General features: G+C 38.9%; 11 protein-coding genes and 1 riboswitch. All 11 genes read left to right on the plus strand.

The features are described 5' to 3' along the window. The first annotated feature begins 41 nt into the window (after nucleotides 1-41). The 11 genes from dnaE to LMB57_RS00910 all read left to right on the plus strand — a co-directional run bounded on the left by dnaE (nucleotide 42) and on the right by LMB57_RS00910 (nucleotide 12834). On the plus strand, nucleotides 42-3386 hold the full coding sequence (gene dnaE / locus LMB57_RS00860; RefSeq protein ID WP_229272143.1) for a DNA polymerase III subunit alpha: 3345 nt from the start codon (nucleotides 42-44) through the stop codon (nucleotides 3384-3386). A gap of 185 nt (nucleotides 3387-3571) precedes the next feature. Beyond that, complete coding sequence (gene pyk / locus LMB57_RS00865; RefSeq protein ID WP_003665875.1) at nucleotides 3572-4993, plus strand: pyruvate kinase; 1422 nt, start codon at nucleotides 3572-3574, stop codon at nucleotides 4991-4993. A gap of 140 nt (nucleotides 4994-5133) precedes the next feature. Then, entirely contained in the window at nucleotides 5134-6015 is an 882-nt protein-coding gene (locus tag LMB57_RS00870) for a CvfB family protein (protein ID WP_229272142.1), read from the plus strand. Further along, nucleotides 6015-6908, plus strand: coding sequence for a tyrosine-type recombinase/integrase (locus LMB57_RS00875; RefSeq protein WP_229272141.1), 894 nt, complete (start codon nucleotides 6015-6017; stop codon nucleotides 6906-6908). Before LMB57_RS00870 ends, LMB57_RS00875 begins: the two co-directional genes overlap by 1 nt. A 13-nt stretch (nucleotides 6909-6921) precedes the next feature. Beyond that, nucleotides 6922-7278: a reductase gene (locus LMB57_RS00880; protein ID WP_229272140.1), complete on the plus strand. Its 357-nt coding sequence runs from the start codon at nucleotides 6922-6924 to the stop codon at nucleotides 7276-7278. Further along, nucleotides 7271-8062: a segregation and condensation protein A gene (locus LMB57_RS00885; RefSeq protein WP_229272139.1), complete on the plus strand. Its 792-nt coding sequence runs from the start codon at nucleotides 7271-7273 to the stop codon at nucleotides 8060-8062. The genes LMB57_RS00880 and LMB57_RS00885 overlap by 8 nt, the downstream gene beginning before the upstream one ends. After that, nucleotides 8025-8630 (plus strand): SMC-Scp complex subunit ScpB, encoded by a 606-nt coding sequence (scpB, locus tag LMB57_RS00890; RefSeq protein WP_019253453.1) that lies wholly within the window; start codon nucleotides 8025-8027, stop codon nucleotides 8628-8630. The genes LMB57_RS00885 and scpB overlap by 38 nt, the downstream gene beginning before the upstream one ends. Further along, entirely contained in the window at nucleotides 8630-9343 is a 714-nt protein-coding gene (locus LMB57_RS00895) for a pseudouridine synthase (RefSeq protein WP_229272138.1), read from the plus strand. Before scpB ends, LMB57_RS00895 begins: the two co-directional genes overlap by 1 nt. A 121-nt stretch (nucleotides 9344-9464) precedes the next feature. Then, a riboswitch (FMN riboswitch) is annotated at nucleotides 9465-9584 on the plus strand. A gap of 117 nt (nucleotides 9585-9701) precedes the next feature. Next, entirely contained in the window at nucleotides 9702-10280 is a 579-nt protein-coding gene (locus LMB57_RS00900) for an ECF transporter S component (RefSeq protein ID WP_229272137.1), read from the plus strand. A gap of 99 nt (nucleotides 10281-10379) precedes the next feature. After that, on the plus strand, nucleotides 10380-11405 hold the full coding sequence (locus LMB57_RS00905) for a helix-turn-helix domain-containing protein (protein ID WP_229272136.1): 1026 nt from the start codon (nucleotides 10380-10382) through the stop codon (nucleotides 11403-11405). Beyond that, the gene (locus LMB57_RS00910; RefSeq protein ID WP_229272135.1) at nucleotides 11395-12834 is read left to right on the plus strand and encodes a RecQ family ATP-dependent DNA helicase; all 1440 of its coding nucleotides are present in this window, start codon (nucleotides 11395-11397) and stop codon (nucleotides 12832-12834) included. Before LMB57_RS00905 ends, LMB57_RS00910 begins: the two co-directional genes overlap by 11 nt. Nucleotides 12835-12886: the final 52 nt, after the last annotated feature.

A 12886-nucleotide genomic window follows, 5' to 3' on the forward strand; every position in this document is an offset into this window, starting at 1 on the left:
TTAGTTTGATTTGATATAATTTTATTGAGAGGTGAAATGAAGTGGATTTTACGCCCTTAGATGTTAAGAGTAGTTATAGCTTGTTAAAAAGTCCAACCCGGATTTCTGACCTAGTTACAACAGCTAAGGAACGCGGGTATAAGGCATTAGCATTAACAGATGAAAATGTTTTATATGGGACTGTCGAATTTTATAATGCAGCAAAAAAAGCAGGAATTAAACCCATTCTCGGCTTGCGGCTGGTAGTTGCATTAAATGAGATAGATGGTACCAAGTTAAATTTAGTGTTTCTAGCTAAGAATCAACGAGGGTACCAGCATCTGATGGATCTATCGACGCTTCAGCAAACGCGAAAAGATAAAAAAGTACCTTTAACGATTGCGCAAATTAGTCCTTTACTGGGTGAATTATTTATAATTATTCCTCCACAAAGTACAGTTTTTAGTATCCTTGCTCAGCCAACATCAATTTTAACTGAACTTGCTAATTTGGGGGATAATGATAGCGTTTTGTTAGGAGTCAATTCGCGGTTAGATGCCGTTCAAATAGATACCTTGCAACAATTATCAGAACAATTATCTTTACCATTAGTAGGAACGTCTCCAGTTGATTATTTAAACGCCAACGATCTTTTTGCTAGTCGTGTTTTACAAGCAATTGATGCCGGAGTTGAGTTGAAAGATCCGACGATAGAAGCGGAGCGAAGAGGACAACATTATCTCCATTCAAAAGAACAGGTTGTCCAAGATTATAAGGCGAAAGGGCTTCGTGCAGCCGCGCAAAAGACAGTTGAAGTGGCAACCCGGTGCAACGTTGAACTTCAATTTAGGGCCCCGGTCCTTCCTCATTTTAAAAATCAAGCAGGGATATCATCGCAACAATATTTGCGTTCTCTATGTATTCAAGGATTGAAAAAAAGACAAGTAGCACCGGGAAAAACCATTCAACAGTATCAGGAACGTTTAGCGATGGAATTAAAAGTAATCCACGAAATGGGCTTTGATGATTATTTCTTAATTGTATGGGATGTAATGAATTTTGCTCACCAGCAAAAGATTACGACTGACCCTGGAAGGGGATCAGCTGCGGGATCATTAGTTGCCTATGCTTTAGCAATTACAGAAGTTGATCCTTTGCAATACAACTTATTATTTGAACGTTTTCTGAATCCAGAACGAGCTCAAATGCCCGATATTGACTTAGATATTCCTGATAATCGGCGTGATGAAGTCTTGCAATATGTACATCAAAAATATGGACACCAACGCGTAGCCCAAATTATTACTTTTGGAACGTTAGCTGCTAAGCAAGTCGTTCGTGATGTGAGTCGGGTCTTTAGCTTGCCCCGTTACGATATGCAAAGGTTAATCGATGCATTACCGCATGGCCTTCACGTGACACTCAAGGATGCATTAAATGAGTCGCAACAACTAAAAAATCTTCTTAACGATAATCCTAAATTTCGTTTGCTGATTCAAGTTGCCCAGCAATTAGAGGGGTTGCCGCGTCATTATTCAATTCACGCGGCAGGAATTGTTCTTTCTGAGCAGCCATTGCATGAAGTTGTGCCGTTACAAGATGGTAGTGATGGCTTATTAATGACGCAGTTTGCCAAAGACACAGTAGAAGCGTTGGGGCTATTAAAAATGGATTTCTTGGGATTGAAGAACCTCTCAATCATGGACAATACCCTTCAAATGATTCGGCAAGAAGACCCTAATTTTGATTTGCAAAAAATTAACTTTAATGATTCATTGACTCTTCAACTGTTCCAGCGAGGAAAAACTGAAGGGATTTTTCAATTTGAATCAAGTGGGATCAGACATGTCTTGATTAATCTTCATCCAACGAATTTTGAAGATATTGTGGCAGTGAATGCACTTTATCGTCCAGGCCCAATGGAAAATATTCCTCATTTTACCGCCCGCAAAGTTGGAAAAGAGAAAATTACTTATCCTGCTCCTTCACTTGAAAAAATTCTGGGATCAACTTACGGTATTTTGGTCTATCAAGAGCAGGTAATGCAGTTGGCTTCTGTAATGGCTGGTTTTACCTTAGGAGAGGCGGATCTTTTACGCCGGGCAATGAGTAAGAAGAAAAAGGCCGCAATGGAGGATATGCGAACAAAATTTATTGCTGGTGCAACAGAACACGGCTATTCAGCACAAGTCGCTCACCAAGTATTTGAATATATTGATCGCTTTGCTAATTATGGGTTCAATCGCTCACATGCAGTTGCTTATTCTATGATGGCGTTTGAGATGGCATATTTGAAAGTCCATTACCCTGCAGCTTTTTTTACTGCCCTAATGAATGCAGAAACTAATATTGAGAAATTGAAACGTCACGTGGGGGATGCAAAGCAATTTGGCGTCAAAATTAGTGGTCCGCGAATCAATATAAGTGAGGGTAGTTTTCTACTACATGATGAAATAGTTTACTTTGGTTTTTCTGCTATCAAAGGAGTACGTCGTGATTTTATCGCCACAATTCTTAAAGAACGACAGGAAAATGGCAAGTTTACAGATCTTCGTAATTTTATTACGCGTATTCCAGAGCGCTGGCAAAAACAAGAATTAATTGAACCATTAATCTATAGTGGTGCCTTTGATAATATGGGCTACAACCGAGCAGAGATGATTGATGCCCTTCCTAAATTAATTTCAGGAATTGAGTTGTTTGGTTTTGCTAATTTTGCCGATCCGGCACTCCAAACGGCAATCGATCAACGAAACGAATTTCCTCTATTGACCCGTCTAACTAAGGAAAATGAATACTTAGGAGTATATCTTTCTGGCCACCCAGTTACTCAATATTATCAATTAGGCCAGCAACTTCATGCCACTAAAATTGATGATTTATATCCGAATTCAGAAGCGACAATAATTGTTCTTACAAATCACATTAAGACTATTTATACTAAACGTGAACATCGAGAAATGGCCTTTGTTAATGGAACGGATGAGACCGGAGCAGTTGATATTACCGTCTTTCCAAAACAATATCAGCAGTTCAAAGAGCAACTAGAAACAAATAAGGTCTTAATTGTCCGGGGCCGAGTAGAATACCGTGAGGGACGAGGCCTACAATTAGTTGCTAACCAATTGCAGGATGTTAAAAAAGTTCAACAGAAACGCCGCAAGCAACGATGGGTTTTACGAATCTTACCGTCATTAGACACTGAGATGGTGCATCGAGAGTTAAATAATGTTTTTAATGAATACCATGGTTCAATTCCTGTCTTGTTGTTTTATCCAGCAAACGATAAGAAGATCCTGCTTGACCAAAAACGATGGTTAAAAAATTCTCAGAAAGCAAAAAAGGCGCTTGTCGCCGTTCTTGGCCAAGAAAACGTTGTCTTACAACAGCTTAATAGTAATCACTGAAAGCTATAAAATTAAATAACAGTTAGAAAAAATAACTAATTTTAGAATGATAGCGCTTTTTTAAAACCTTTTGTATAAAAAATAAAGACACGTTATTTGAAAAGTGCTATCATAACAGTGTGCAAATGAGGCATACAATTACAGATTGTAATTGATGCTATAGATGCAAAAGGAGAGATTCATTTATGAAGAAAACCAAGATTGTAAGTACACTTGGTCCTGCAAGTACTGATGTTGATACGATCGTTAAGTTGATCAATGCGGGAGCTAACATTTTCCGTTTCAACTTCTCACACGGTGACCACCCAGAACACTTGGGTCGGATCGAAAACGTACACAAGGCTGAAGAAATTACTGGCAAGCACGTTGGTCTTATGCTTGATACTAAGGGTGCCGAAATTCGGACTACTGTTCAAAAAGAAGGTAAGATCAACTTTGAAATTGGCGACAAGGTTCGCATTTCAATGGATCCTTCAATTGAAGGTACTCATGACAAGATTGCTGTTACCTACCCAGGCTTATACGATGATACTCATGTTGGTGGCCATGTTCTTTTTGATGATGGTTTAATTGACATGGTTATTGATGAAAAAGACGATGCAAACAAGGAACTTGTATGTCACGTCTTAAACCATGGTGTTCTTGGTTCTCGGAAGGGTGTTAACGCCCCTGGTGTATCAATCAACTTACCAGGTATTACTGAAAAGGACAGCAGCGATATTCGTTTTGGTTTGGAAAACAAGATTAACTACATTGCTGCATCCTTCGTTCGTAAGGCTCAAGATGTTCTTGACATTCGCGAATTACTTAAGGAAAAGAACATGGAAGATGTTCAAATTTTCCCTAAGATTGAATCTCAAGAAGGTATCGACAACTTTGAAGAAATCATTGCTGTTTCTGATGGTTTAATGGTACCTCGTGGTGACATGGGTGTTGAAATTCCTGCCCAAAATGTGCCAATTGTTCAAAAGCACATGATCAAGCGTTGTAACGAATTAGGTAAGCCAGTTATTACTGCTACCCAAATGCTTGACTCAATGCAAGAAAACCCACGTCCAACCCGTGCCGAAGTATCAGACGTTGCTAACGCCGTATTTGACGGTACTGATGCTACTATGCTTTCTGGTGAAAGTGCTAACGGTGACTACCCAGTTGAATCTGTTGCAATGATGAACGACATTGATATCAAGGCTGAAAACCACCTTTGGGAATTCGGTACTGAAAAGTTCGATTGGGACAAGTCTGACGTAACTGAAACTATCGGTTCTGCTGTTGCTAACGCAGCTAAAGACTTAGACATTCACACAATTGTTGCTTACACTGCTTCAGGCTACACTGCTAAGATGATTTCTAAGTACCGTCCAAATGCTGATATCGTTGCGTTAACTCCAAATGAACGTGTAGAACGTGGACTTATGATCAACTGGGGTGTTCAACCATACGTTGTTGATGAAATGAAGAACACTGATACAATGTTCGACTTAGCTGCTAAGAAGGCTGTTGAACTTGGCTTTGCTAAGAAGGGCGACAAGATCATCATCGTTGCTGGTGTTCCTTTAGGTGTACCAGGTGCAACTAACATGATGCGTGTTAAGACTATCGACTAATATATTTATAATATTGTCTGCGAAAAGATCGGTATTAGTAACCGATCTTTTTTTGTACAATGATAATCATTGATCTTACTAGCAAAATAAGCCTTTACCGTGTAAAATCGATATAGAATAAAAAAGGATAAGTGATAAAAATGAATTCAGCATTAGGAAAAGTTGTTACAGCGGTAATGATTGATGAAAATGATACCGATTATTTTGTTCAACCAGATCGTAATGGGCAAACGTATCGATTACCGAAAAGCGAAAGTCCTCAAGAATTACATATTGGTGGACAGGTACGCGGCTTTGTTTATGAAAATGAGAACCACCAACTACAGATGACCTGTAAGCACATTCCAACGATCCAGGTTGACCATTACGATTATGGTACAGTAGTTAATGTTCGTCGTGATTTAGGAGTTTTTGTTGATATCGGTCTTCCAAATAAGGATATTGTCGTCTCTTTAGATGATTTACCAAGCTTGAAACACTTATGGCCACAACCAGGTGACCGTTTATTAATGTCCCTTCAAGTTGATGATAAGGACCGTCTATGGGGTAAATTAGCAGATGACCAAATCTATCAAACTATTTCAGCAGCTCCAGATAAACGCTTGCTCAACCATGATACTTATGCCACAGTTTACCGCCTTAAGATGAGTGGAACCTTTGTGATTACTGATGATTATCGTTTAGGATTCATCCATCCAAGTGAACGAGACCAGGAACCACGATTAGGTCAACGGGTTAAAGCGCGGGTTATTGGAATCTCATCACATGGTAGTCTTAATCTCTCCCTTAAGCCTCGTGCCTATCAAGCCATTGGTGAAGATGCACAAATGATTTTGACAATGTTGGAACATGATATAAATCATCGCTTGCCATATACTGATAAGACAGATCCATCGATTATTCGCGATGTCTTTGGAATAAGCAAGGGACAGTTTAAACGTGCTATTGGGCATTTGCTTAAAGAAAAATTAGTAAAACAAGAAAATGGTCAATTAGTCCTAGTAAAAGAGAATCAAGATTAATGAATAGTGAAGTGGCTGCGTTTCTAGCTTTTTTAAAAGATGAACGACAATTAAGCGATAATACCTTGATGAGTTATCAACGGGACTTAGAACAAACTGTAACTTATTTAGAAGATCGAGGGATAGCTGATTGGCAACAGGTGGACCACTATTTGCTAATTGACCTCCTTAATAGTCTTCGTCAGCAGGGGAAAGCTAATTCGACAATTAACCGTGTGATTTCAAGTTTGCGGCAATTTTATAAATACATGATCCGTCACCATAACCTAACCATTAATCCAATGGAAATGATTGATCATCAGTATACCTTTAACCAACCACCTGCACCGGTAATTTTAACTGAAAAAGAAATTGAACAACTGCTGGCAGTCCCTGATATTTCAACCCCAATTGGCCTTCGTGATCGAGCATTATTAGAGATTATGGATGCAACGGGAATGAGAGTTAGTGAAGTAATTGCTTTGGATCTGACAGCACTTCATCTCGACGTTAAGCTTCTACAACTAACGGGAAAGAATGAACGCGAGCGGATGATTCCCTTAAGTCAACCAGCAGTCAAGTGGCTTACCGGTTACCTAGACCGTGGTCGGCCACGTTTGCTCAGAGATAATCACGAAACGCGGGTGTTCTTAAATGCTCATGGTTATCCTTTAACGCGCCAAGGAATTTGGAAAAAAATGAAGGAATGGGTCAGCGAGGCTAAAATTAAAAAAGAAGTTACTCCGCAAACCATGCGTTATTCTTTTGCGGTTCATTTAATAGAAAATGGTGCCGATGTTCAACTAATTCAAGAAATTCTTGGTTATAACGCGATGAAAGCTCTCCAACCATATTTACAGGTATCGCCGCAACAGTTATCTGCTAACTATATGAAATATCATCCTCGCGCATAGAAAGGAAAATACGATGTTAGTTCGTTATCGAAAAGATTACCAAAAAATTGCCCTTGGTTTATTGTCTTTAGTAAAAGATCTTCGAAAAGATAATCGCTTTATGGAGGAAATGAACTGGGCGCTTGCTAATGACTGGCCAATCTTTTTGTGGAAAGATATGGATGATAGCCACTTTATTGGAATTGTGATTATAGAAATAGGGGATTGTTACGTGCTGGTTCGCCGCTTATCATTTACGCCAAGCGAACGAACGGGGCATAATATTTTTTCTTTGTTAGACGGCGTCCACGATCAATATCCTCGTAAACGCCTCATGGGAACCTTAGCAACCCAACCAATAATTAGCATGTGGGAGAGAAATAATGAATAAGCAAGTGCAACCACAAAATCCATTTCAACCCGTCATAAAGGTTCATGACTTTGAAGGACCACTAGATTTATTGCTTCATTTAATAAAACAATCTGAAATGGATATTTATGATATTCAGATTTCACAAATTACAAGTCAATATCTTGATTACCTTCATCAGATGCAAAGTCACCAATTAGAAGTTGCAGGTGAATATTTTGTAATGGCTGCAACTCTGATGGACATTAAAAGTCAGATGCTGTTACCTTCGCCGCCAGTATTGGATGATGAGCTAGAAGTAGAGGAGCTTGATCCTCGCCAAGAATTAGTGGAACAGCTTTTGGAATATCAGCGTTATAAAAAAGCGGCAGATCGGTTAAAAGATAAAGAAAATCTGCGTCAACAGGAGTATACTCGGCCAGCAATGCAGGTTCCTCGTGAAATGGTAAAATCTCATGTGGAGCCGGGCATCAAGTTAACGGATTTGCAACAAGCTTTTGCAGCAGTTCTTCGCCGTCAACAATTAGCTACTCCATTAGTTGAAACCGTTGCAGCTGAAAAAGTAAGCATTGGTCAACAAATGAACCACGTGATTGAAATTATTCATGATGGTCCGGTTAGGTTTGAGGACTTGTTTGAAGATTTACATACTCGTGATGGCTTAGTTACAACTTTTTTAGCAATTCTTGAACTGGCAAAGCATCAAGCAATTATTATTAACCAAGGTGGCTTGTTTGAACCAATAATTTTAGCGGAGGGACCTAAGAGTGACGAATACCAAACTAACCAACCAAGCGCAGATTGAGGGATTACTTTTTATTAGTGGGGATGAAGGGATTACCCTAGGCGATTTAGCAAAAATTTCTGGTTTTATGAAACCGGCTGTTCTAGCAATATTACAAGAGCTAAAAAAGAAGTATGAAGATGATCCCACGTCTGCTTTTATCTTGCTTGAAAGTGATCAGACCTATCGTTTAGCAACCAAGCCCCAATTAGCAGAGGTCATTAAACATTACTTTGAAGTTCCATTAACGGTGCCATTAACTAAAGCATTACTAGAAGTATTGGCCATTGTTGCTTATCGGCAACCAATTACGCGGCTAGAAATTGACGATATTCGGGGAGTGCAAAGTTCAGGATCATTACAAAAATTAATGGTTCGTGGTTTAGTTGACACTCATGGACGCTTGGATGCACCTGGCCGGCCATTTTTATATTCAACAACTCCGGCTTTCTTAAACTATTTCGGGTTAAGCGATTTGGATGAACTTCCACCGCTACCTGATCAAGATGAATTAGAAATGAATAATATTAATGGTGATATTTTCCTCGAAGCGTTACAAGCGCGAGAAGAACGAAAGGACGATAATTAATGGAACGATTACAAAAGGCAATGGCGGAAGCAGGAGTGGCTTCTCGTCGGGCATCAGAAAAACTTATCCTTCAAGGGAAAGTTGCAGTTAATGGCAAGATTGTGACTGAACTTGGGACTAAAGTTGGCGTTCACGATGAGATTGTAGTAAATGGGGTTCCAATCCATCATGAACAACACGTTTACTACTTGCTAAATAAACCGCGGGGAGTTATCTCAAGTGCTCATGATGATAAAGGTCGTCGAACAGTGGTTGATATTATCCATGATGCTGAGATTGATGAACGTATTTATCCAGTTGGCCGCTTAGACTATGACACAACCGGAATTCTTCTCCTAACAAATGATGGTGCTTTAGCAAATAAACTGATGCACCCTAAATATGAAGTAGAAAAAACCTATATTGCTAAGGTTGAAGGAATCGTCAAAAATGATGAACTAAAACAATTGCGTTTAGGGGTAGTTATCGATGGTCGAAAGACAAAACCGGCTAAATCAAAACTCTTGAATGTTGACCGTGCCAAGAAGACAAGTCTTGTTCAATTAACAATCCATGAAGGACGAAACCATCAAGTTAAGAATATGTTTAAAGCAGTGGGGCATCCAGTGACTAAACTTCATCGTGAAACATATGGACCATTAAATTTGTATGGTCTTCAGCCGGGTGAGTTTCGTGCATTAAAGCCTGAAGAAGTACAGTTGTTGAAAAAGTAAAATAATCTCATGGAGTAACTATGGGACGAACTTCTCAGAAATTTATGGAAAAAGAGCCAGACTATAAACGTTGACATGACAGTAAAAGCCTATTAGAATAGGACTTGTAAAATTATAAAACGTTTGTCTTCAAGGCGCGGTGAAATTCCCGACCGGCGGTGACAGCCCGCAACCCATTGCTAATGGTTGATCTGGTGTAATTCCAGAGCCGACAGTATAGTCTGGTATAAAGAAGATTTCTGTATTAAATAATCTTTAAATAGTTTATTTGCGTTGCTGACAAACAAATAGTAAGTCAGCAACGCTTTTTTAATACAGGATGCCAAGTGGAGGCAATCTCAAATGGAGGTTGTTATTAATGACAGTAACGCATCAACGTATTCAACGATTGGTAGGCATGGCATGTTTGGGTGCCTTAGCATTTATTTTAATGTTTTTCGAGTTTCCTGTTTTGCCGATGGCTCCATATCTTAAACTCGACTTTTCTGATGTCCCTGTTTTACTAGGGGGATATATCTATGGACCAGTTGGGGGAATAATTATTGCAGCAATTAAATGTTTAATTCACGGAATGATTCACGGCTTTTCGCCAGCCGAATTAATTGGGGTTACCAGTGACTTTATTTCATCCCTCGCTCTCCTGCTTCCATTTTGCTGGGTATGGCATCACCATAACTGGAGTAAGAAAAGACAAGCGATTACTGGAATTATTTTGGGAACGGTAACTTTGACTGTCTTAATGTCCTTATTGAATTTGTGGATCCTTACTCCTTTATATATGGCAGTTTGGAACTGGAAGTCGACATTACCAGTATCCCAGCTAGTGGCGATTGGTGTGTTGCCTTTTAACCTTATTAAGGGTTTGCTTGTTACAATTGTATATGTAATTATCGCCGGTCGGTTGCGTCCATGGCTAGACCAGCATAGAATGATTTAAAAAGATAAATTAAGAGGCTGAGATTTTTCTTGGCCTTTTATTTTTATGGTAGAATTTTTAAATAAATTACGTATATAAATATATAGGGAGGTGAGATAGATGAATAAATTATTGCGTTTTTTTAGCTATCATCAGCCACGGAGAATTCGTGTAATTGAAAACACTCTGCGAAGTCGGCGAACAGTCGCAACTCTCTTTTGGGCTCGACAGTATGGAATCTTAGAGTGGTTAGGAGCAGATCGAACACTGAATCGGCAAGAATATGACCAGCTTATTAATCAACTTGTGGCTGAGAAATTATTAGTGATTGATGATCAATCCCAAGCAATTCTTACCGAAGAGGGTGCGAAAGTTTTAAAAAACGAAGAAGAAGGTTTCTACATCCCATCTTTTTACGACTGGTATTGGTTATCTAATACTCAACGAATAATCCAACGACTTTTTTTGGCTATTCAAGTCGTATCAGAGTTCTCACATCATCAAAGAAAATATGTCCCATTGGCAATTTCATATGGTGAAATGATTGCTGTGAAGCAGTGGTTTCGACAAAATTATCATCACAATCTGGTTAAAAATCTCTATACTGATCTTCATCGGTTTGGCAGCGCTTTGGAAAGTGAAGATCCACGAATGACAACGGACCTTTTTAATGTCCTGATTGGTTATCAGCGATCAGGATGGACAATTAATCAAGCAGCTCAAGAATTAAAAATAAAAATCGATGATATCCAGTACTTACGTCATGACGAGATGTTGGCAGTTAGCGCTTACGCTCGTAATTTTCCTGGTCCTCTACAACAATTGCTTCTTCCACTGATTAATGAGAGTCCACTAAACCGGAGTGCCCAAGTAACGTTTGACTTGTATATCCAAGGGAAGTCAATTGAACTAATTGCTCAAGAACGACACTTGAAAGAAAATACAATTAGGGAGCATCTCTTAGAAGCAGCAATTCTTATTCCGGCCAAGCTAGATTGGGATATCCTTTTGCCAGAGAGTAAGCGTAACGAACTTAGTCGATTTTATAAAGGAGAACCAACAACATGGAAATTTGCTGAGCAAATTTCCAGTTTTTATGAATATCGCCTATATCAAATATTTCAAGGAATAACAAATGAAAAATAAGCAAGAAATTCTAGATGTTTTACAAAATCATTTTGGCTTTAATAATTTTCGCCCAGGCCAAGAAGAGACAATTAACGCCTTGCTGGAAGGAAAAGATACTTTATCGATTCTTCCCACTGGCGCCGGAAAATCCCTTTTATATCAATTACCAGCTTATTTATTGCCAGGAACGATCCTCATTGTTTCACCGTTGATTTCATTAATGCAGGATCAAGTTGACCGTCTTCATTGTCAGGGAGAAAAACGAGTCATTATGTTAAGCAGCCAGCTTGTCGGAAAAGAGCGAGCAAGTGTTCTCCGCAATTTGAAATCATTTAAGTTTATATTTACTTCCCCAGAAATGCTCGATAATCAGAATGTTTTGATAGCGCTTAAGAAAAATAAGATTGCGTTAATGGTTATTGACGAGGCTCACTGTATCTCACAGTGGGGCCCTGATTTTCGTCCTGAATATTTATTACTAAAGGAAGTGCGGCAACAATTAGGAGCGCCGCCAACATTACTGTTGACGGCAACTGCTACTCCCCGTATTCGACAGGACATTTTGAAAAAAATGGGGATGACGACTGCTTATCAGGTAATTAAATCCGTTGACCGTCCTAATATTTTTTTAGCTGTTCAACCCATAGCTACTCAGAAGGAAAAAGACGGTGAACTTCTGAAATTAGTTCAAAAATTTACAGGTCCTGGGATTATTTACTTTGCAAGTCGCAAGCTGGCTTCTCAGATGGCAGAATGGCTTAAAAACCAAACTGATTTAAATGTGGCAGCTTATCATGCTGGTGTTGCTCCGATTGAACGATTTCGAATCCAAAATCAATTTATGAATAATGAATTACAGGTGATTTGTGCAACAAGTGCCTTTGGGATGGGAATTGATAAAAATGATATTCGTTACGTTATTCATTATCATTTGCCAAGTAATTTAGAAAATTATTTGCAGGAAATTGGTCGAGCTGGGCGTGATGGCAAGCAGAGTTTGGCAGTTCTTCTCTATGCAAATGGCGACGAAATGATTCAACGACAATTAACAAGCGTTGATATCCCACCAGTTACAGTCTTAGAGCAGATTCAGAATGGCAAGTTATCAGCAAGTGTTTTAGGGGAGCAAGCGTCTTTATTTGAGTTTTATCTTGAACATTCTTTTACCCCTCAGCAAATAATTACGATGTTTGAGCGGCGCAAAATTCAAACAAAAAAAGAATTGCAAGAAATGGTGGCTTATATCAAAGAGGATGGTTGTAAACGAGAATACCTTTTAACATACTTTGGTGAGCAATTTGATGGTTCAAATGAGTTCTGTTGTGATTATGAGCTTTCAGATTGGTCCACTAAACTTATTTTGCCAGCCAGCCAGGCAGTTTCTGAAAACAACAAAATAGGATGGGAAGATCGTTTAAAGGACTTATTAAATATTACCGAAAATTAAAGTTTAGTGTTGTTGCTAGACAATCATCAAAAGTTTGCGATACAATCAGAAT

The sequence above is a fragment of the Limosilactobacillus secundus genome (assembly GCF_020784695.1).
GTDB lineage: Bacteria > Bacillota > Bacilli > Lactobacillales > Lactobacillaceae > Limosilactobacillus > Limosilactobacillus reuteri_F.